The 21454-nt window shown below is 62.6% G+C and carries 13 protein-coding genes; 10 read left to right on the top strand and 3 right to left on the bottom strand.

Going from position 1 to position 21454, the window contains the following annotated elements; genetic code table 11:
- The 4 genes from AB4Z19_RS30015 to AB4Z19_RS30000 all read left to right on the top strand — a co-directional run.
- Positions 1–4444 (top strand): beta strand repeat-containing protein (locus tag AB4Z19_RS30015; protein ID WP_442037089.1); only part of this gene is annotated, 4444 nt, incomplete at its 5' end.
- A gap of 144 nt (positions 4445–4588) precedes the next feature.
- On the top strand, positions 4589–6730 hold the full coding sequence (locus AB4Z19_RS30010; protein ID WP_442022027.1) for a peptidase domain-containing ABC transporter: 2142 nt from the start codon (positions 4589–4591) through the stop codon (positions 6728–6730).
- The gene (locus AB4Z19_RS30005) at positions 6703–8073 is read left to right on the top strand and encodes an HlyD family type I secretion periplasmic adaptor subunit (protein WP_442022025.1); all 1371 of its coding nucleotides are present in this window, start codon (positions 6703–6705) and stop codon (positions 8071–8073) included. The genes AB4Z19_RS30010 and AB4Z19_RS30005 overlap by 28 nt, the downstream gene beginning before the upstream one ends.
- Positions 8074–8086: 13 nt before the next feature.
- Complete coding sequence (locus AB4Z19_RS30000) at positions 8087–8602, top strand: methyltransferase domain-containing protein (RefSeq protein ID WP_442022023.1); 516 nt, start codon at positions 8087–8089, stop codon at positions 8600–8602.
- 70 nt (positions 8603–8672) lie between these two features.
- Here the strand turns inward: AB4Z19_RS30000 and AB4Z19_RS29995 are convergent, their stop codons facing one another.
- From AB4Z19_RS29995 to AB4Z19_RS29985, 3 genes are read right to left on the bottom strand one after another with little or no spacing between them, the layout of a single operon-like run.
- Complete coding sequence (locus AB4Z19_RS29995) at positions 8673–10022, bottom strand: methyltransferase domain-containing protein (protein WP_442022021.1); 1350 nt, start codon at positions 10020–10022, stop codon at positions 8673–8675.
- The gene (locus tag AB4Z19_RS29990; protein WP_442022019.1) at positions 10006–10722 is read right to left on the bottom strand and encodes a class I SAM-dependent methyltransferase; all 717 of its coding nucleotides are present in this window, start codon (positions 10720–10722) and stop codon (positions 10006–10008) included. Before AB4Z19_RS29990 ends, AB4Z19_RS29995 begins: the two co-directional genes overlap by 17 nt.
- Positions 10723–10737: 15 nt before the next feature.
- On the bottom strand, positions 10738–13536 hold the full coding sequence (locus tag AB4Z19_RS29985; protein WP_442022017.1) for an O-linked N-acetylglucosamine transferase family protein: 2799 nt from the start codon (positions 13534–13536) through the stop codon (positions 10738–10740).
- Between the two features lie 278 nt (positions 13537–13814).
- On the opposite strand from AB4Z19_RS29985, the gene rfbH reads away from it, so the two are divergent.
- The 6 genes from rfbH to AB4Z19_RS29955 all read left to right on the top strand — a co-directional run bounded on the left by rfbH (position 13815) and on the right by AB4Z19_RS29955 (position 21246).
- Positions 13815–15137 (top strand): lipopolysaccharide biosynthesis protein RfbH, encoded by a 1323-nt coding sequence (gene rfbH / locus AB4Z19_RS29980; RefSeq protein WP_442037087.1) that lies wholly within the window; start codon positions 13815–13817, stop codon positions 15135–15137.
- Positions 15138–15142: 5 nt separating this feature from the next.
- Entirely contained in the window at positions 15143–16657 is a 1515-nt protein-coding gene (locus AB4Z19_RS29975) for a UxaA family hydrolase (protein WP_442022013.1), read from the top strand.
- Positions 16658–16727: 70 nt separating this feature from the next.
- A complete protein-coding gene (locus tag AB4Z19_RS29970; RefSeq protein WP_442037085.1) occupies positions 16728–18560 on the top strand; it encodes a thiamine pyrophosphate-binding protein in 1833 nt (610 codons plus the stop codon).
- Between the two features lie 7 nt (positions 18561–18567).
- Positions 18568–19683, top strand: coding sequence for a hypothetical protein (locus AB4Z19_RS29965; protein ID WP_442022009.1), 1116 nt, complete (start codon positions 18568–18570; stop codon positions 19681–19683).
- Positions 19680–20459 carry an inositol monophosphatase family protein gene (locus AB4Z19_RS29960; RefSeq protein WP_442022005.1) on the top strand — a complete coding sequence of 260 codons (780 nt, stop codon included), beginning with the start codon at positions 19680–19682 and terminating at the stop codon, positions 20457–20459. The genes AB4Z19_RS29965 and AB4Z19_RS29960 overlap by 4 nt, the downstream gene beginning before the upstream one ends.
- 1 nt (position 20460) lies before the next feature.
- Positions 20461–21246, top strand: a complete 786-nt coding sequence (locus AB4Z19_RS29955; protein ID WP_442022003.1) for a hypothetical protein — start codon at positions 20461–20463, stop codon at positions 21244–21246.
- The last annotated feature ends 208 nt before the right edge of the window (positions 21247–21454 follow it).

The following is a 21454-nucleotide window of genomic DNA, read 5'->3' as shown; positions in this document are numbered from 1 at the left end:
GTCCAGCGCCCAGGTTGCAGCGCTGAGCACCAACAACATCGCTGCGCTGGAAACCGCCGACTTCGCTAACCTGAAGACTGCTGCGATTGCCGCCCTGACCACCGGCCAGGTGAAGGCACTGACCACCGACCAGGTAGTTGCCCTGAGCACCCAACAGGCTAACGTGCTGAACAGCGCGCAGTTCGCTGCCCTGAGCACCGACGATGTGGCAGCCCTGCAGACGCAAGATCTGAACGCGATCAAGACCAGCACCATTGCTGCTCTGGGTTCCGCACAGGTTGCTGCACTGACCACCGACCAGGTGAAGAACCTGGCGACCGGCTCCATCGCTGCTCTGAGCACCAACGGCATCTCCGGCCTGTCCACCGATGCTGTCGTGGCACTGACCTCGAACCAGTTCGCAATCATGTCCACCGCGCAGATCGGCGCCCTGTCGTCGAACGCAGTTGGCGCGATCGAAACTCAGGACATCGTTGGCCTGTCCACCGCTGCAATCGCTTCCCTGAAGTCGAACCAGCTGCCAGGCCTGACCACCGACCAGATCGGCGCACTGTCCACTAACCAGGTAGCAGCCTTCGGCACCGCCGCCATGGCAACCGGCCTGAGCACTGACCAGATCGTGGCCCTGACCTCGAACCAGGCTGGCGCGCTGTCCAGCGCCCAGGTTGCAGCACTGAGCACCAACAACATCGCTGCTCTGGAAACCGCTGACTTCGCTAACCTGAAGACTTCGGCAATCGCTGCCCTGTCGACCAACCAGGTGAAGGCACTGACGACCGACCAGGTTGTCGCCCTGAGCACCCAGCAGGCTAACGTGCTGACCAGCGCGCAGTTCGCTGCCCTGAGCACCGACGATGTGGCTGCCCTGCAGACGCAAGACCTGAACGCGATCAAGACCAGCACCATCGCTGCTCTGGGCTCCGCACAGGTTGCTGCACTGACCACCGACCAGGTGAAGAACCTGGCGACCGGCTCTATCGCTGCCCTGAGCACCAACGGCATCGGTGGCCTGTCGACCGACGCTGTGGTCGCCCTGACCTCGAACCAGATCGCTGTACTGTCGACCGCACAAGTTGGCGCCCTGTCCTCGAACGCCATCGGCGCGATCGAGACCCAGGATCTGGCTGGCCTGTCCACCGCTGCAATCGCTTCCCTGAAGTCGAACCAGCTGCCAGGCCTGACCACTGACCAGATCGGCGCGCTGTCGACCAACCAGGTAGCGGCCTTCGGTACCGCCGCCATGGCGACCGGCCTGAGCACCGACCAGATCGTGGCTCTGACCTCGAACCAGGCTGGCGCGCTGTCCAGCGCCCAGGTAGTCGCCCTGTCGACCAACAACATCGCTGCTCTGGAAACCGCTGACTTCGCTAACCTGAAGACTTCGGCAATCGCTGCCCTGTCGACCAACCAGGTGAAGGCACTGACCACCGACCAGGTTGTTGCTCTGAGCACCCAGCAGGCGAACGTGCTGTCGAGCAGCCAGTTCGCTGCCCTGACCACCGATGGCGTAGCGGCCCTGCAGACGCAAGACCTGAACGCGATCAAGACCAGCACCATCGCTGCTCTGGGTTCGGCACAAGTGTCGGCACTGACCACCGACCAGGTGAAGAACCTGGCGACCGCCTCCATCGCTGCCCTGAGCACCAACGGCATCTCCGGCCTGTCCACCGACTCGATGGTGGCCTTGACCTCGAGCCAGTTCGCTGTGATGTCGACCGGCCAGTTCGGTGCGCTGACCTCCGCTGCAATCGGCGCAATCGAGACCCAGGACATCGTTGGCCTGACGTCTCAGGTGATGGCATCCCTGAAGTCCCAGCAGTTGGCTGGCCTGACGACCGACCAGATCGGCGCCTTGGGCACCAACCAGGTTGTGGCCTTCAGCACCGCCGCGATGTCCACTGGCCTGAGCACCGACCAGATCGTGGCCCTGACCTCGAACCAGGCTGGCGCGCTGTCGAGCCAGCAGGTTGTGGCCCTGAGCACCAACAATATCGCTGCGCTGGAAACTGCGGACTTCGCTAACCTGAAGACTGCTGCGATTGCCGCCCTGACCACCGGCCAGGTGAAAGCTCTGACCACCGACCAGGTAGTTGCTCTGAGCACTCAGCAGGCCAACGTCCTGTCGAGCAGCCAGTTTGCTGCCCTGACCACCGATGGCGTAGCGGCCCTGCAGACGCAAGACCTGAACGCGATCAAGACCAGCACCATTGCTGCTCTGGGTTCGGCACAGGTTGCTGCACTGACCACCGACCAGGTGAAGAACCTGGCCACCGGTTCCATCGCTGCCCTGAGCACTAACGGCATCTCCGGTCTGTCCACGGATGCAGTGGTTGCCCTGACGTCGAACCAGATCGCTGTGATGTCCACCGCTCAGATCGGCGCCCTGTCCTCGAACGACATCGCTGCAATCGAGACTCAGGACATCGCCGGCCTGACGACCCAGGCTGTGGCTGCCCTGAAGACCAGCCAGATGGCCGGCCTGACGACCGACCAGATCGGCGCCCTGTCGACCAACCAGGTTGTCGCCCTCAGCACTGCTGCCCTGTCTGTTGGCCTGAGCACCGACCAGATCGTTGCCCTGACCTCGAACCAGGCTGGCGCGCTGTCGAGCCAGCAAGTGGCTGCGATGAGCACCAACAACATCGCTGCTCTGGAGACCGCGGACTTCGCTAACCTGAAGACTTCGTCGATCGCCGCCCTGACCGCTAACCAGGCCAAGGCGCTGACGACCGACCAGGTTGTGGCACTGAGCACCCAGCAGGCTGCCGCCCTGAACACCAACCAGGTGGCTGCGCTGAGCACCAACGCTATCGCTGCACTCGAGACCGCCGACCTGGTGGCCCTGAAGACGGCTGCGATTGTTGCGATGGGCACCGCCCAGGTTGCTGCGCTGACCACGGACCAGGTGAAGAACCTGAGCACCGGCGACATCGCTGTGCTGACCACCAGCCAGGTGGCAAACGGCCTGACCACCGACCAGATCGTGGCCCTGACCTCGACCCAGATCGGTGTACTGAGCTCGGCACAGGTAAGCGCTCTGGGCAGCAACTCGATCGGTGCGATTGAAACCGCTGACATCAGCGCGCTGAAGACTTCGGCCATCGCCGCCCTGAAAGCAGCGCAGGTTGTAGGTCTGACCACCGACCAGATCGGCGCCCTGGGCACCGCGCAGTTTGTGGCGATGACCACCGCTGCTCTGAATGCTCTGACCACCGACCAGATCGTCGCCATGAACAGCGATCAGCTCGGCGCCCTGACCACCGGTCAGCTGGTGTCGCTGTCCACCAACGACATCCAGGCAATCGAGACCAGCGACTTCTCCAACTTGAAGACTTCGCAGATCGCGGCCCTGAGCACTCAGCAGCTGAGCGCGCTGACCACCGATCAGATCGTGGCACTGAGCACCGCCCAGGCGAACTCGATTGGCACCAAGCAGATCCAGGCGCTGAGCACCGCGTCCCTGACTGCGATGGAAACTGCAGATCTGGCAGCAGTGCGTACCGCAACGATCGCGGCCCTGACCACGGCCCAGGTTCATAGCTTGACCACGGATCAGGCGAAAAACCTGACCACGTCTCAGATCCATGCCCTGACCACGGTTCAGATCCACGCGTTGACCACTGACCAGATCACTGCGATGGGTTCGAAGGCAAGCAGCCTGCAGAGCCTGACCCCGATCGTGCTGGATCTGAACAACAACGGCATCCAGACCGTGAGCATCAACCAGGGCGTGCAGTTCGACCTGCTGGGCAACGGCGAGAAGCTGAACACCGGCTGGGTTGGCGGCGGCGACGGCCTGCTGGTCATGGACCGCAACGGCGACGGCATCATCAACGATGGTTCCGAACTGTTCGGCTCCGGCACCACGCTGGCAAATGGCCAGAAGGCTGCAAGTGGCTACCAGGCAATGGCTGAGCTGGACACCAACGGCGACGGCATGATCACCGCAGCCGACAAGGACTTCGGCAGCCTGAAAGTGTGGGTGGATGGCAACGCGGACGGCATCAGCCAGTCCGACGAGCTGAAGACCCTGGCGGACCTCAACATTACCAAGCTGAACCTCGACGTGAAGAATGGTACTGCGGTCTCCAACGGCAACTTCAGCGGCCAGACCTCGACCTTCGAGACCGGCGACGGCAAGACGCATGAAGCCGCCGACGTCTGGTTCCAGGTCAGCAAGCCAGCCAGCGCCTCCAGCCTGGCAGCCGCGATCTCGTCCTTCGACAGCAGCGCAACTCCGGCTGCTCCGGCAGGCAATCTGGCCTTCAACAGCGGCAACGTTGCTGCCAATGTGGCTCAGATGGCTGACGCGATGAAGGGTTACGACGCGAACGGCAAGCTGAGCATCGCTGCTGACATGGCCAACACCGACGACAGCAAGCTGCGTCTGAAGGCCCTGCAACAGCAAGGCAGCAGCGGCTTCCTGGCCAGCCCACAGAAGTAATCGGGAATAGCAGGACGGCATGCCGTCCTGCATCAAAAGCGGCAAGACAACCCGTCTTGCCGCTTTTTTTACGCCTTAAAAAGGCCGCCGGGTCTGCTGAGCCTGCGCTACAATCCACAGGCGAATCCTTCGTCCAACGAGAGCATGCACCAAAAATTTCCCCATACCGCCATCCAGTGCCTGACTGCCATCGCGCAGCACCATGGCCTGCAGATCAACCCCGAGCGCCTGATCGACGACTATGCCTTGGGGAGTGCGGAACCGGGCAGCGGCGTGCTGCTGCGTATCGCGGCCGACATCGGCCTGAAAGCCAAGGCGGACAAGCTGAGCTGGGAAGGCCTGCTGGCGCAGCAAGGCGTGTTCCCCCTGATGGCGCGCCTGAACGACGGCAACACTATCATCGTTGTAGGCGCCCGCACCGAGGGCGAGGGACAGGTGGCCGTGCTGAACCCGATGGCGGAAGGCTCCGGGGTAGTGATGGTGGACCGCGCGTCCTTCACCTCGCGCTGGAGCGGCGAGGTACTGTTCGTCAAACGCCAGCACAAACTGAATGATCCCAACCAGCCGTTTGGCCTGCGCTGGTTCATTCCTGAAATCCTGAAGCAGAAGGCCGCCTTCCGCGACATCTTTATCGCCGCCATTGCCATGCACTTGCTGGCGCTGGCCTCGCCCATCTTCTTCCAGCTGGTGATCGACAAGGTGCTGACCCACCAGAGCATTTCCACCCTGTGGGTGCTGGCGGGCGGTATTGTGATGGCCCTGATCTTCGACTGCACCTTCGGCTATCTGCGCCAGGTGCTGACCTTGGCCGCATCCAACAAGATCGACATGCGCCTGACGCGGCGGGCCTTCAGCCATCTGCTGTCCCTGCCGATCGACTATTTCGAGACCACCACCGCTGGTGTGATCACGCGCCACATGCAGCAGCTGGAGCGCATCCGCAGCTTCCTCACCGGCCGCCTGTTCTTCACGGGCCTGGACCTGCTGTCGCTGTTCGTCTTCCTGCCTATCCTGTTCGCGTACTCCTTCAAGCTGGCCATGATCGTGCTGTTGTTTGCGGGCCTGATCGCGACGGTGGTGATGCTGATGGTACCGACCTTCCAGCGCCGCCTGAACGCACTGTACACGGCGGAAGGCCAGCGCCAGGCCATGCTGGTGGAAACCATCCACGGCATGCGTACGGTAAAGGCCCTGGCCATCGAACCGGCGCAGCGCCGCAACTGGGACCAGCGCTCGGCTGAAGCGATCACCATGCACTTCCGCGTGGGCCAGATCTCCATCACCGGCAATGCTGTAACGGACTTCCTCGGCAAGATGCTGCCGGTGACGCTGATCGTGGTGGGCGCGCAGGACGTGTTCGACCAGACCCTGTCCATCGGCGCCCTGATCGCCTTCCAGATGCTGTCGCAGCGCGTGACCCAGCCGCTGATTTCCATCGTGGGCCTGGTCAACGAGTACCAGGAAACCGCGCTGTCCGTGAAGATGATGGGCGAAGTGATGAACCGTGCGCCGGAAGGCCGTGCCGGTGCAGGCGGCCTGCGTCCGATCCTGAACGGCGAGATCAAGTTCGAGGACGTGACCTTCCGCTATCCGGGCGGCCAGACCAATGCGCTGGACCGCACCGCCTTCACCATTACGCCGGGCACCGTGGTCGGCATCGTGGGCCGCAGCGGCTCCGGCAAGACCACGCTGACCAAGGTGATCCAGGGCTTGTACAACATCCAGGAAGGCATCGTGCGCTTTGACGGCATGGATGCGCGCGAGATCGAACTGTCGCACCTGCGCCGCCAGATTGGCGTGGTCCTGCAGGAGAACTTCCTGTTCCGCGGCACCATCCGCGAGAACCTGATCGTGACCAAGCCGGATGCCACCTTTGAAGAAATCGCGGAAGCGGCAGCAGCGGCGGGGGCGGACGAGTTCATTGAGCGCATGCCGATGGGCTATGACACCTTGCTGGAAGAGAATGCATCCAATCTGTCCGGCGGCCAGAAACAGCGCCTGTCGATTGCGCGCTCGCTGCTGGCCAAGCCGCGTATCCTGATCCTGGATGAAGCCGCGTCCGCACTCGACCCTGAGAGCGAAGCGATCTTCATCCGTAACCTGTCGAAGATTGCCGTGGGCCGCACCGTGGTGATGATTTCGCACCGTCTGTCCACCCTCGTCAACGCCGACTCGATTCTCGTGATGCAGCGCGGCCGCCTGGTTGACCAGGGCCGCCACGAAGAACTGCTCACCCGCAGCGACACTTATCAGCACCTATGGAACCAGCAAACAAGCCACCTGTGACCGAGCGCCGCCGCCGCAACAGGGACGAGCAGACCGAAATCGAATTCCTGCCGGACGCCGACGCCATCGAGCGTACGCCTCTGCCGCGCTATGTGCGTATGACTTTGCACGTGCTGGCCCTGGCCTTCGTCACCTTCATCCTGTGGGCGTCGTTCTCGCAGGTGGAAACCATCGTGCAGGCCCACGGCCGCCTGGTGACGCCGGATTCGAACATCGTGGTGCAGCCACTGGAAACTTCCATCGTGCAGAAGGTGCTGGTCACCCAGGGCCAGGTGGTGAAGAAAGGCCAGGTGCTGGCCACCCTTGATCCGACCTTCACACAGGCCGACGAAGCCCAATTGCGTACCCGCCTGCGCAGTCTGGACACGCAAGCCGACAGCCTGCGCTCCGAACTGTCCGGCAAGCCGGGCACCGCGCCAAGGCTGAAGGATGCCGACGATATCCTGCAGGCTCAGCTCTCCACCGAGCGCCAGGCCAACTACGATGCCCAGAAGCGCCGCATGGACGAAAACATCGAGCGCCTGAAGGCCAGCGTGGAAACCAATAAGCGCGACCAGGTGGTGCTGGCGCAGCGCCTGAAATCCCTGAGCGAAATCGAAGCGATGCAGGAAAAGCTGGTGGCCGAGAACTTCGGCGCCAAGATGCAGCTGCTGGAAGCGCGCGACCGCCGCCTGGAAGTGGAGCGCAGCCTGACCATGGGCCGCAACAAGGATACCGAGCTGGCACGTGAGCTGGCCGGCGCCGAAGCGGAGCGCGCCGCCTTCACCAAGAACTGGCGCCAGAAATCGATGGAAGACCTGCTGAGCGCCACGCGCGAGCGCGACTCCATTGCCGAGCAGCTGGCCAAGGCCGACAAGCGCCACCGGCTGGTGCAGCTGGAATCGCCGGCCGACGCGGTGGTGCTGGAAGTGGGCAAGCTGTCGCCCGGCAGCGTAGTGAAGGAAGCGGAGCAGATGTTCGTGCTGGTGCCATTGGGCACCCAGCTGGAGGCCGAAGTGGAAATCGACTCGCTGGACATCGGCAATATCAAGGTAGGCGACAAGGCCCACGTGAAGCTGGACGCCTTCCCCTTCCAGAAGCATGGCTCGCTGGACGGCAAGGTGCGCTTCGTCAGCCAGGACGCCTTCAAGCGCGAGCAAGTCACGCCAGGTGCAGGCACCAATGCCTACTACCTGAGCCGCATCGCGATCCCCAACCAGAATCTGAAGAAAATGGAACCCGGCCAGCGCCTGCTGCCGGGCATGACGCTGAGCGGCGAAATCGTCGTCGGCAAACGTTCGGTGATGTCGTATCTGCTGTGGCCTCTGACCAAAGCAATGAATGAATCGATCCGGGAACCCTGAGGAGACACAAGCAATGCCAACCAAATCACTGGACATGGGTTGCGGTAGCAAGCCGCGCAACCCTTTCAATGCAGACGAACTGTATGGCGTCGATATCGCGGAAGGCCTGGGTCCCAATATCCGCAAGGCCGACCTGGCGATCGAGCCGATTCCGTTTGAAGACGACACCTTCGAATTCGTCAGCGCTTACGACTTCATCGAGCACATTCCGCGCGTGGTGTACGCGCCGCACCGCCGCAATTCCTTCGTCGAGTTCATGAACGAAGTGTGGCGCGTGATGAAGATGGATGGCTTCTTCGTGTCGTCCACGCCGGTCTATCCGAACCCGGAAGCCTTCATGGATCCGACCCACGTGAACATCATCACGGACAAAACTTTCCTGGCTTATTTCGACAACGTGAACCGCTGGGCTGCCATGTATGGCTTCAAGGGCGCGTTTGCCATCCGCCAGCACGAGGTGCGTGGTTCGCACCTGTTCGTGATCATGCAGAAGGTGGCCGTGCCGCCGCCAGCCGCTCCTGCCGCCTGAGAATGGCGGGTCAATGACCCGCCCTACGAGTGCGTAGGGCGGATCATCGATCCGCCGACCCGGCGCCCGCTTATTTGGGGACGGCGCGGATCACATAGGCTACGGCCTGCGCGTCGTCCACCGCCAGCTGCGGGTCCGCGCCTACGCTGGACGCCAGCTGGCGCAGCGCGTCCAGCACATTCGGATTCTCCAGCTTCTCATGAATCACCGGCATGCCGCCGGCCACGGTGAAGCCGCACTTCTGGAACAGCTCGAACATGGTGCCGCGCGTGAACCAGCGCAGATGGCTGCGGTCCAGCAGGCCGCCATCCTCGTAGCGCAGGTCGCCCAGGGCCAGCTTGGCCTGGATGCTCCAGTGCTGCATGTTCGGGACCACCGCCACAACGCTGCCATCCTTGCCGATCACCTTGCGGATGCGCTGCAGCAGCAGCTCCGGGCTGCGCAGGCGTTCCAGCGCACGGTCGAGCACCCAGCATTGGGTATCCACGAAACCGCGGAAGAAATCGTCGCCCAGCGCGTCTACGTCGTGCGTCAGCACTACGTCGCAGGCGCCGCGCGCCTGATTCGCCAGGTCCGGATTGATCTCGATCGCCGTGTAATGCGTTGACGGCGATGCTTCCTTGATGGCGCGTGCCAGTGCACCATCGTTGGCGCCGATTTCCACGATACGCGTGGCGCCTTGCGGCATCAGGGTTTGTGTCAGCATGCGCACCACGCTCGCTTCGCGGGTGCGCGCCTCCCACGCTTCCAGATGGTAGCCGCCGGTACGTTTCACCGTACCCTGCCAGTCATGGCGCAGATAGGTCAGGGGCTGCTTGTTGTGGAAGTCGTCGCGCAGCCAGTCCAGGCCCTTGACCAGATTGTCCTTGCCCGCGCGGTGCAGGGCCACCATCGGTTCCGTATTCGGCGCACCGTGGCGGGTCGGCATCGGCCACTGGCGCAGCACGTCGATGTTGACCAGCATGCAGGCGGGGTGCAGGTAGCGGATCGCGCCTTCCTCGTAATCGACGTCGAAGCCGCCTTCGTTCACATGGTTGACGTAGCCCACGCCGTACATCTCCGGCGTCAGGTGCGACAGCATGTCTTCCAGGAAGCCGCCTTTCATCACCTGGATGTCCGAATCCAGCACCAGCACCGGCCCTTTCAGTTCCAGGTGCTGGAAGGCCCAGGCCATGCCGGGACCGTGGTGGATGTTGTAGTCGAAGTGAATGAACTTCACATCCGGATACTTGCTGCACACAGCCTCAATACCGCGCCAATGCTCTTCGCTGGAGCCGTCGATAATCGTGACGGGATTGCGGTAATGTGCACGGAAAGTGCTCAGCAAGTCTTCGATCAGCTCCGCGGAGTTGTAGGAAACGGAGATGACTGGAATCGAATGAATATCCATATAGTTCTTGAGATCAGCGGCCGCGGTCATACGATTTCTGCTCACCCGCCGTCAGCGGGAAGGATGGCGTGCCGCGCATGCGCGCTTCCGGCACCGTCATGGCCCGCTTTTCCAGCACCACGATGCCGCCGTAGAAGTGCACGCTGAAGGCGCTGAGCGTCAGCGGATCGGGATTGTAATGATCCTCGTGGCTCCACCAGGCATTCAGGCTGTCGATGAAGTTCTTGGTGTATTCGATGAAGCTGTCCGGATTCCGGTAGCCGCCGCCGAACTCTTTCCAGTAGCTGGTGCTCAGGTCTTCGCACAGGTAGACGCCGCCTTCCTTCAGGTGGCCCCACAGTTCCTCGAAAGTGTGCTTCTGCTGCAGCATGGTGTGGCCGCCGTCATCGATGATGATGTCGCACTGGGGAATGGTCTGGGTCAGCTTGCGCAGCGAATTGCGGTCTTCCTGGTCGGCGATGTGGATGGTCACGCGGTCTTCGGCCAGTTCCGCACAACGCGGGTTGATGTCCACGCCATGGATCTGGGCCTGCTCGCCGAAATACCATTTCCACATTTGCAGCGAACCGCCATGCAGCACGCCAAATTCCATCAGGGTGATGGGCTTGTTGCGGAACCTGGCGAAATGGCGCTCGTAGACTTCGAAATAGCCCAGCCATTTGTGGATCAGGCGGTGTTCCTTGTTTTCGAAGAAGTCGCGCAGGGTGCTGCCGTCGTGCTGATCTTGCATGGGATGCCTCTCTTGTTATTTGGCGAGCAGGATGGAAGTGGCCTGGCGGATCACCGACTGGATTTTCTCCAGCGGGTACACACCATCCTTGATTTCCTCGTGGACGGACGACATGAAGAAGATCATGTTGATCAGCTTATTCGTCAGCATCTCGTGCACCAGAGTGCGGTTCTTCATGAAGGTGCCGTTCTGGTGCGAGTCGCACAGCAGCTGCAGCCATTCCACGTTGGCTTCGATCTTCACCTTGTTGTTCTTCTGCTGGTCCTGGCCGCCGTGGATGCGGAAGTAGCTCAGGGCTTCCGGCAGATAGACGCAATCGGTGTGCGACAGGGCAGACAGCCAGGTCGCCAGATCCGACAGCGTGTTGTACTGGCGTCCCAGGTACATGCCGAAATGCGGGCCGATGGCGCTGCGGCGGAACAGGGCGGTGGTCGGCTCGCCGATCAGGTTCTGGCCATTGGTCAGCATCATGTCGCCGAAGGAAGTGCCGCCGATCAGCGTCTCCGTCGGGAACATGCGCTCGGTGCCGCTCAGCTGCGGGATGAAGTTGCCGTCACCGTCGATCAGCTGGCGGAAGGAGGTGACCAGGCCGATATTCGGCTGGGTCAGCATATACGTCATCATCTTCGCGATCTTGTCCGGATGGTAGAGGTCATCATCCATCAGATAGTTCACGAATTCGCCGCTCGACGAGTTGAAGCAGTTCAGGAAGTTATCCAGCGGCTTCAGGCCTGGCGCGCGCAGGTAGCGGATGTTCGGATGCGTGGCGATATACGGCGCAAAACGTTCGCGCGTGCGTTCGTCGGTGCTGTTGTCGCTGATGACGATTTCCATATTCGGCCAGCTCTGGGCCAGAATGGATTTCAACGCCAGTTCGCCGTAGTCCGGACGATTATGGGTCGGCATCAGGATGGACACCATCGGCATCTTGGGGTCGATCTTGCGGCGCTCGAAGCCTGGCGGAGCCTTCAGGCCCGCATCGCCTTTCAGCGCAACTTTCTGATAGACGTTCTCCAGGTCGCGCACGAACTGGGCGCTGTCGAACAGCGCGCAAGACATCTTGTTATCTTCCAGATGCTTCTTCAGCGCGGCAGAGCGGGCGCGGTCCAGGCCCAGCGCCACCGCCTTCTCTTCGTATTCGGCCAGGTCGTAGGCGATCAGGTCCGGCAGGTCGACCGCCTTCAGGAGACTGCCTGCCATGCGCGAGGAGAAGGTGCGGCCGGCGATGGTCAGCACCGGCAAGCCGGCCCACAGCGCATCGCTGGCGGTGGTGCCGCCGTTGAAAGGAATGGTGTCCAGGAACAGGTCGGCGACCTTGTAGCGCGCCAGGTATTCGGCCGGAACGACACGGCCTGCAAACACCAGGCGGTTCTTGTCTACGCCCGCCAGTTCGGCATTGCGTTGCAGATTGGTGCGCACCTGCTCATTGTCCGACACCATCCACAGCAAGCTGTTCGGCACGCGCTTCAAAATGTTCATCCAGGTCGCGAAGACCTCGGGCGTAAACTTGAAGTTGTTGTTGAAGGCGCAGTAGACATAGGCGTCTTCCGGCAGGCTGTTGGCGGCGCGGGTTGGCGCTTCGCCGACCAGGCGCTGGCGGTCGTTGATCTGGAAGCAGCGCGGCATGTGCAGCGGCTTCTCGGTGAAGTAAGGTTCCAGCTCCGGCGGCAGCACGAAGGGGTCCGCGATCACGTAGTCGATCTGAGGGTGGGCCGTGGTGCCGGGCAGGCCGAGCCAGGTCGCCTGAACCGGGGCTGGGCGGTAGGACAGAATATTGGGGCGCGCACCCAGGGTCAGACCATGCAGGTCGACCAGGATGTCAATCTCGTGCGAGCGGATCAGCTGTGCCGCCGCTTCGTCAGTCAGGGTATGGATGCGTACATGGTGATCGAAGCCTGCCAGCACACGGGCGCGCAGCGGCGAGCCATCCTCGCGGCTCCAGTCGAAGCCATACACCTCGACCTTATTGCGGTCGTGCAGGCCATACAGCTCGGCGGTCAGAATCGATACGGCGTGCGAGCAGAAGTCGGACGACAGATAGCCGATGCGCAGGCGGTCATGACCATAGCCCACGGGGCCGGTCAGCGGCTGCACATTGGTCAGGACCTTCTCTTCGATGAAGCGGCGCGACGCGGCCAGCTGCTGTTCCGGATCGCCCGATGCGCTCAGCATGGCGAGGGCCGAGGTGGCGGCCATCAGTTCCGGCACCGGCACGCCGCTGGCGTCCTGGCTGTACACCGGCCACTTGCACTGCTTCTGGCGCAGATGCACCCAGTGCGTGATGACGTTGGTCTGCTTGGGATTTAAGGCCAGGCTGCGGGTCAGCATGTCTTCCGCCGACACGAAGTCCTTCTGGATTTCCATCAGGCGGCCCAGATTGTTCAGGGCTGAGATCAGGTGGGTGCGTTCCGCTTCGACTTGCGGATTGGCGTATTCGAGGATCTTGCGCCAGGAGTCCAGCGATTCTGCAGGGCGCTGCAAGCGCTCCAGCAACGTACCGAGGTTCAGCCAGCCTTCCGAGAAGCGCGGGTGCTGGGCCAGGGCTACGCGGTAGGCCGCTTCCGCGCCGGCGGTATCGCCCGTATCGCCCAGCATCACCGCCAGGTTGAAATTGGCGGCATAGGCGAAGGGGGAAGGGGCGCCGGCGAGCCAGGTACGATACAGAGTGATGGCGACGTCGCGCTGGCCGGCTTGGGTCAGGTTCTCGCCCACTTGCATCAGCTCGATCAATTGCAGCGAGCCTTGTGCCGCAAGCCGCATTGCGCGTTCGGTGGCGGCGGCCAGTTCGGCGCCGTTACTTGTAGGATTGGCCATAAATCTTTCAGCAGTGGTTAGCTCGACAAGGTTGCGTCCGCCCTTGCTGCGGGGCGGCCATCGAGCCAGCAGTATGGCAGGAGAATGCCCTCTACGATAGAGTGGAGTGAAGGGCTTTTGTCAGCTTGATTACAGCATGGGCGTTCCGCTGTGGTTTTTTGCTCCCGGGTACTTCTGAGGGTAAGATGTCGTCTTGACGGGCCACCCTTTGCATAACATACTGCGGAGCGCCTCCCGGCAGCCAGACCGGCCGCCTTCCTTTCAGATTCGAATCGTCTATGGAAAACTCTGCCACTCAAGCCCTGCGCCAACAAATCGCCGAACTGGTCGAACAATTTGCCGCGCTGAGCCTGGCACCCCAAGCCTTCTTCCCCGGTGTTACCCCTGTCCCGCCTTCCGGCAAGCTGCTCGATGCTGCTGAGCTGAAGAATATGGTCGAAGCCTCGCTGGATGGCTGGCTGACCACGGGCCGCTTCAACACCGAGTTCGAACAACGCCTGGCCAAATTTATCGGCGTCAATTACTGCATTACCGTCAACTCCGGTTCCTCCGCCAACCTGGTGGCCTTCAGCACGCTGACCTCGCCGAAGCTGGGCGACCGTGCCATCAAGAAGGGTGACGAAGTGATCGGCGTGGCAGCGGGCTTCCCGACCACGGTCAATCCCATCCTGCAGTTCGGCGCCGTACCCGTCTTTGTGGACGTGGACCGCCGCACCCACAATATCGACGCCAGCCTGATCGAAGCGGCCATCACGCCGAAGACCAAGGCCATCATGCTGGCTCACTCGCTGGGCAACCCGTTCAATCTGGACGCGGTCAAGGCCATTTGCAAGAAACACAATCTGTGGCTGGTGGAAGACTGCTGCGACGCGCTGGGCTCGACCTACCGTGGCCAGATGTGCGGCACCTTCGGCGACATCGCCACCCTGAGCTTCTACCCGGCCCACCACATCACCATGGGTGAGGGCGGCGCCGTGTTCATGAACGATCCGGAACTGAAGGCGATTGCCGAAAGCTTCCGCGACTGGGGCCGCGACTGTTACTGCCCACCAGGCAAGGACAACACCTGCGGCAAGCGCTTCTGCTGGCAGCTGGGCACCCTGCCGGAAGGCTACGACCACAAATACACTTACAGCCATTCGGGCTACAACCTGAAGATCACCGATATGCAGGCGGCCTGCGCCCTGGCCCAGCTGGACAAGGCCCCGGCCTTCATCCAGGCCCGCAAGGACAACTTCGCCTTCCTGCGCGAACGCCTGGCGAGCTGCGAGGAGTTCCTGCAGCTGCCGGAAGCGACCGAAGGCAGCGACCCGTCCTGGTTCGGCTTCCCGATCACGCTGAAGGATAACTGCCCGGTCACCCGCGTCGACCTGCTGACGTACCTGGACCAGCGCAAAGTCGGTACCCGCCTGCTGTTCGCCGGCAATCTGACCCGTCAGCCTTACATGCAGGATCAGACTTACCGCGTGGTGGGCTCGCTGGAAAACACCGACAACATCATGAACAACACTTTCTGGATCGGCGTGCAGCCGGCCCTGACGCGTGAAATGCTGGAGTACGCGGCCAGCAGCATCGAGGCTTACCTCGGCCTGAACTTCTGAGCACCATGAGCCAGCCATCGCCCCTGATCCTGCTGCACCCTGATGATGATGTTGCCATCTGCCGCACCCAGGTGGTGGGCGGGGCGGTGGTGGATGGTCTGGCCATCCGTGGCCTGATCCCGGCCGGCCACAAGGTCGCGCGGCACGACATCGCGCAAGGCGAGCCGGTGCGCCGCTACAACCAGGTGATCGGCTTTGCCAGCCGCCCCATCGCGGCCGGCGAGCATGTGCACACCCAGAACATGACCATGGGCGACTTCGAGCGTGATTACGCGTTCGGCGCCGACATGAAGCCCGAACCGGCGCCGCAGAAAGCAACCTTCATGGGCATCCGCCGTCCGGATGGACGCGTGGCGACCCGCAACTACATCGGCGTGCTGTCCAGCGTGAACTGCTCCACCACCGTGGGACGTGCGGTAGCCGACTACTTCCAGCGCGATGGCGCCCTGGCCGACTGGCCGAATATCGACGGCGTGGTGGCACTGAGCCACGGCTCCGGCTGTGCCATGGACGATCAGGGTCTTGGCCTGCAAGTCCTGCAGCGCACCATCAACGGCTATTCCGCCCATCCGAATTTTGCGGCGGTCCTCGTCATCGGCCTGGGCTGCGAAGCCAACCAGGTCAGCGCCATGCTCGCTGCCGGTGGCCTGAAGGAAGGCGAAACCTTCAAGACCTTCAATATCCAGGATGTCGGCGGCACGGCAAAAGCGGTGGAGCGCGGCATCGAGATGGTGAAAGGCTTCCTGCCTTCCGCCAATGCGGTCAGGCGCGAGCCTTGCAGCGTCGAGCACATCACGGTCGGCCTGCAGTGCGGCGGTTCGGACGGCTACTCCGGCATCAGCGCCAACCCTGCGTTGGGCTATGCGGTGGACCTGCTGGTGGCGCACGGCGGCACCGCCATCCTGAGCGAAACGCCGGAAGTGTATGGCGCCGAGCACCTGCTGACGCGCCGCGCCGTATCACCGGAAGTAGGGCAGAAGCTGGTCGACCGCATCCACTGGTGGGAAGAGTATGTGCGCCTCAACCAGGGCAATATGAACAACAACCCGTCGCCGGGCAATAAGGCGGGCGGCCTTACCACCATCCTCGAAAAATCGCTGGGTGCGGTGGCCAAGGGCGGCACCACCAATATGCAGGCCGTCTACGAATATGCAGAGCCGGTGAAAGCGCACGGCTTCGTGTTCATGGACACGCCCGGCTACGATCCCGTCAGCGCTACCGGCCAGGTGGCGGGCGGCGCCAATCTGATTTGCTTCACCACGGGCCGCGGCTCGGCGTATGGCTGCGCACCCGCGCCGTCGCTGAAGCTGTCGACTAACAGCGCACTGTGGCAACGCCAGGCCGACGATATCGACATCAATTGTGGCGACATCGTCGACGGCACCGCCAGCATTGAGGAAGTAGGCCAGCGCATCTTCCGCCAGATGCTCGACACCGCTTCCGGCATCCGCACCAAGAGCGAGCAGCACGGCTATGGGCAGAACGAGTTCGTGCCCTGGCAGCTTGGCGCGGTGATGTAGGCGAATTGGCGGCCTTTAGTCTTCCTGCTTCGCCCTAAAAGCGAGGCACAACCATGTATACTGCCCCTTTATGACTACAGACCAATCCAACCTCGTCAAAGTCTCCGATTACGTCTGCTCGCGCGTCCAGGAACTGACAGGATCAAAGCATGTGTTCCTGCTGTCCGGCGGCGGCATGATGCACCTGCTGGATAGCGTTGGCAGCAGCACGCTGCAGCCCTTCGCCATGCATCACGAACAGGCTGCCGCCATCGCGGCTTACGCCTACGGACGGACCCTCAACACCACCGGCGTGTGCTTCTGCACCTCCGGCCCCGGCGCCACCAACGCGATCACCGCGACCGCCGGCGCCTGGACCGACAGCGTACCGATGCTGTTCCTGTCCGGCCAGGTATCGACCCTGTTCTCGCAGCGCCCATACGGCCTGCGCCAGCGCGGCTTCCAGGAGTTCAATATCATCGACGTGGTCACGCCGACCACCAAGTACGCCCGCTTCGTGCAGCGCGCGGAAGACATTCGTTACGAACTGGAAAAGGCCTGTTATCTGGCGCGTTCCGGCCGTCCGGGTCCGGTGTGGCTGGACCTGCCGCTGGACGTGCAGGCCGCCAAGATCGACCCATCGACCCTGCGCGGCTTCGATCCGGTTGCGGAAGGTCTGGCGCATGAGAATCCGGCCCCATCGCCGGAGCTGGTGCAATCCATCCTGCAGAAGATGCGCGCTGCCAAGCGTCCGCTGATCGTGTACGGCCACGGCGTGTGGCTGGCCGGTGCGCGCGACAAGGGCCGCCGCCTGCTGGAGCTGCTGCGCGTGCCGGTACAGAGCACCTGGAACGCCATCGACATCGTGCCGGAAGCGAACCCGCTGTACTTCGGCCGCGCCAATGCCTACGGCCCGCGCTACGCAAACTTCATCATCCAGAACGCCGACTACATGCTGACCATCGGCGCGCGCCTTGGCGTGCAGCACACGGGCTACAACGTGGAAGCCTTTGGCCGCGAAGCCTTCGTGGACATGGTCGACCTGGATGAAGACGAAGCCAAGAAGCCTTTCCTGAAAGTGGACCGCTTCTCGCGCGTCGATGCCGGGCTGCTGATCGATGCCCTGATCGCTGCGCTGGAAAAGGAGGCGGCCATCGATGCCCCGGCCGACTGGCTGGACTACTGCAAGCGCATCAAGTCTTCCTATCCTGTCGCCCCAACGTTGGGCGAAGCCGGTGCGGAAAACTGGGTCGAACCGTATTACTTCGTCGACGTGTTGAGCGAGATGCTGCCGGACGATGCGCTGGTGCCGCTGGGTTCCTCCGGTACCGCGTTTACCGTGTCCGGCCAGGCGTTCAAGCCGAAGGCACAGCAGCGCGTATTCCATGCGAAGGGCATGGCGGCCATGGGCTTCGGCATGCCTTCGTCCATCGGCGCCAGCGTGGCGATGGGCCACAAGATGGCCATTACCATGGTGGGTGACGGCGGTTTCCAGCTCAATATCCAGGAGTTGCAGACCATGGTCCACCACCAGCTGCCGATCAAGATCGTGGTCGTCAACAACGACGGCTATCACGCCATCCGCGTGACGCAGGAGAATTACTTCCAGAACCGCTATGTCGGTTCGACGCATGAATCCGGCGTGTCGTTGCCGAACCTGAAGAAGATCGCCGATGCTTACGGCATGGGCTACCGCGTCATCGAGAACAATGCGGGCGTGCGTGACGGCATCGCAGGCATGCTGGCCACGTCGGGACCAGAGATCGTGGAAATCATGGTGGACCCGGGCAAGCATCTGATGCCCAAGCTGGGCTCCTACATCAAGCCGGACGGCACGATGGCTTCGCGTCCGCTGGAAGATCTGCTGCCACTGCTGGACCGCGAAGAGTTCCGCGCCAATATGTTTATCAAGCCACTAGAGTAGTGAGAATATGAAAACCAAAATCCTGTTCATGGGTGCCGGCGCCATTGGCCGCGGCTACCTGCCGTGGACCCTGGATGAGACGAAGCACGAATTCGTCTACATCGACGGTAACCAGGCCATCGTCGATCGCATGAACCAGCACGGCGGCTTTACCACCTACCGCGTCAACGGCGACGAATACCAGGTCAAGAAGGTGGCAGTGAAGGCGGCTTATACGCCCGCCACCTTCAAGCTGGAAGAGCACAAGGACGCCATCGCCTGCTTCTTCTCCGTCGGTCCGCGTAATGTGATCAAAGCGGCGCAGACGCTGGTGGGTTCCAGCTTCCCGCTGATCATGTGCGAGAACGAGCCGGACACCGTCAACGACGCCAAGCGCGTGGTCGGCCACGATAAGGTCTACTTCGCCGTACCGGACGTGATCACGTCCAACACCGCGCCGGCCAACCTGCTGGCCGACGATCCGCTGGCGATCACCACCGAGAACGGCGTGCAGTTCATCGAAGAAGGCCCGACCGGCCTGCACGGCGACATGACGTTCCTGCCGCGCGAAGAACTGCTGCGCATCCAGTGGACGCCGAAGCTTTACCTGCACAACACGCCGCACTGCATCACCGCCTACCTGGGCGCGCTGATGGGCAACACCTATGTGCACGAGGCGATGCAGCATCCGAAAGCGGCCCAGCTGGTGGAAGGCGCCATGACGGAAATGCTGCGCGCACTGAAGCTGCAATGGGATATCCCGCACGATTTCCTGGAGTGGTATGCGGAGAAGGAATTGTCCCGCTTCCGCTGCCAGCTGCTGTTCGACCCGGTGGCGCGCGTGGCGCGTGAACCGCTGCGCAAACTGGAACTGCATGGCCGCCTGATTGGTGCGGCGCAGATGTGCCTGACCCTCGGCGTGCTACCGGAGTTCCTGCTGAAAGGTATCGTGGGCGCGCTGCTGTTCGAAGACAAGCACGACCCAGATCATCACATCGGCATGATGCGCGAATCGATGGACACCGCAAGCTTCAACCGCTATGTGCTGGGCCTGCGCCAGGGCGAACCGCTCGACCTGATGCTGCGCGAGAAGATGGCCGCCATCACGGCAGAACTGCGTGACTTTGCAAAGGAAAAGAAGTGACTACTCTCGACCATAGTGCGCTGATCAAGAGCGCCGTCTCCGCCGTGCTGGAGGCGTCCAAGCTGGCCGATGCCGCACGCGCTACCCAGGTGCTGAACACCAAGGGCAATCTGCGCGACATCGTCACGCAGACCGATCTCGATATCAGCGAGATGCTGAGCAAAAGCCTGGGCGTGACCGGTCTGCCGGTGGTGTCGGAAGAAGCCGATGTGCCGGGCGGTGTGACGCCAGCCCAGTGCTGGGTGATCGATCCGATCGACGGCACCGTCAACTTCGCCCATGGACTGCCGATGTTTGCGCTGTCCGCCGGCTTGCTGGACAACGGCCAGTTCGAACTGGGCGTGGTGTGCGCACCGGCGCTGGATGAACTGTACTTCACGCTGAACAGCGAACGCGCGCTGCTGAATGGCCGTCCGTTCAGCCACACCCACCGTCCGCGCGAACAGGCGCTGGTGGCGGCAAGCTTCAGCGCCAAGGGCAGCGCCGCGCAATACGAACTGTTTGAAGCCGTCAACGAAAGCACGCGCGGTTGCCTGCGCAGCGGTACGGCGGCACTGAACATCTGCTGGGCTGCCGCAGGCAAACTGCAGGCCGCATATGGCTTCAACGCCAAGCTGTGGGACGTGGCCGGTGCACTGGCCGTGGCCCGCGCCGCCGGCTGCGAAATCGCCGTGCGCTGGGAGCCCAACACGCTGACGCTCGATTACTGCGTCGGCTCCGCCGAGGCCGTGCAGCATGTGCGCAGCCTGGCCCAATCCAAGGGACTGTGGAACTGAGATGAACGCTACTAACGACTTCCAGAACGTACCAGTCGCCATCCTGTGCGGCGGCCGCGGCATCCTGTTGAACGAACAGCAGGGCCGTGTGAACAAGGCCCTGGTCGAAGTACAGGGCAAGCCCATGTTCGCCTGGGTGATGCTGCATTACGCGCTGTATGGCGCGCGTGATTTCGTGCTGGCCACCGGCCTGCAAGGCGAGCGCTTTGCGCCGGCACTGACCGCGCTGGGCGCGAAGGCCGGTGCTTCTGTCGATACCTTCACGCTGGACCTGGCTGGCCACGCCTGCAATATCCGCCTGGTGGCGACCGATGCCCAAGCACCGACCGGCGCACGCCTGCTGGCCTGCAAGCCTTATCTGAATGCGCCGGTGTTTGCGCTGACCTATTCGGATACGCTGAGCGATGTGGACCTGGGCGCGGAGCTGCGCTTCCACAACGACCAGGCGCTGGTGGCTACTTTGCTGGGCACCACTTATCCGGTGCGCTTCCGCGTGCTGGGCATCCGCCAGGGCGAGAGCCGCGTGCGTGCGTTTGCACCACGTCCGGTGATCGAGGCGGCATCCATCAACGGCGGCTACTACCTGTTCACACAGAAGCTGTGGGATACGGCGTATGGGCTGGACTCTTCGGTGGCGCTGGAAAACCAGCCGCTGGAAAAACTGGCAGGCGCTGCCCAGCTGAGCGCCTTCGACGGCGCCAAGTCGCGCTGGCAGCATTGCGACGCCGAACGCGATCTGGGCGCACTGAACGACCTGGCTGCGCGCCTGGCCGCGCAGGCAGCGTAAGCCGCCGTTCCGCACGCACGGCGGATCAATGATCCGCCCTACGCAGGGCCGGATCGGCGTATGGATGACGTGGCACGCTCAGTGGGCCGGATCGGCGTATGGATGACGTGGCACGCACAGTGGGCCGGATCGGCGTATGGATGACGTGGCACGCACAGTGGGCCGGATCGGCGTATGGATGACGTGGCACGCACAGTGGGCCGGATCG

This window comes from Pseudoduganella sp. RAF19 (assembly GCF_052114165.1).
Taxonomy (GTDB): domain Bacteria; phylum Pseudomonadota; class Gammaproteobacteria; order Burkholderiales; family Burkholderiaceae_D; genus Rugamonas.
Note: the sequence above shows the minus strand (reverse complement) of the source record. Positions and strands in the feature narration are given on the sequence as shown.

Bases quoted from the DNA above. Each gene is read 5' to 3' on its own strand.
- AB4Z19_RS30010 (WP_442022027.1), top strand. From the start codon at position 4,589: ATGCACCAAAAATTTCCCCATACCGCCATCCAGTGCCTGACTGCCATC.
- AB4Z19_RS30005 (WP_442022025.1), top strand. From the start codon at position 6,703: ATGGAACCAGCAAACAAGCCACCTGTGACCGAGCGCCGCCGCCGCAAC.
- AB4Z19_RS30000 (WP_442022023.1), top strand. From the start codon at position 8,087: ATGCCAACCAAATCACTGGACATGGGTTGCGGTAGCAAGCCGCGCAAC.
- AB4Z19_RS29995 (WP_442022021.1), bottom strand. From the start codon at position 10,022: ATGACCGCGGCCGCTGATCTCAAGAACTATATGGATATTCATTCGATT.
- AB4Z19_RS29990 (WP_442022019.1), bottom strand. From the start codon at position 10,722: ATGCAAGATCAGCACGACGGCAGCACCCTGCGCGACTTCTTCGAAAAC.
- AB4Z19_RS29985 (WP_442022017.1), bottom strand. From the start codon at position 13,536: ATGGCCAATCCTACAAGTAACGGCGCCGAACTGGCCGCCGCCACCGAA.
- rfbH (WP_442037087.1), top strand. From the start codon at position 13,815: ATGGAAAACTCTGCCACTCAAGCCCTGCGCCAACAAATCGCCGAACTG.
- AB4Z19_RS29975 (WP_442022013.1), top strand. From the start codon at position 15,143: ATGAGCCAGCCATCGCCCCTGATCCTGCTGCACCCTGATGATGATGTT.
- AB4Z19_RS29970 (WP_442037085.1), top strand. From the start codon at position 16,728: ATGACTACAGACCAATCCAACCTCGTCAAAGTCTCCGATTACGTCTGC.
- AB4Z19_RS29965 (WP_442022009.1), top strand. From the start codon at position 18,568: ATGAAAACCAAAATCCTGTTCATGGGTGCCGGCGCCATTGGCCGCGGC.
- AB4Z19_RS29955 (WP_442022003.1), top strand. From the start codon at position 20,461: ATGAACGCTACTAACGACTTCCAGAACGTACCAGTCGCCATCCTGTGC.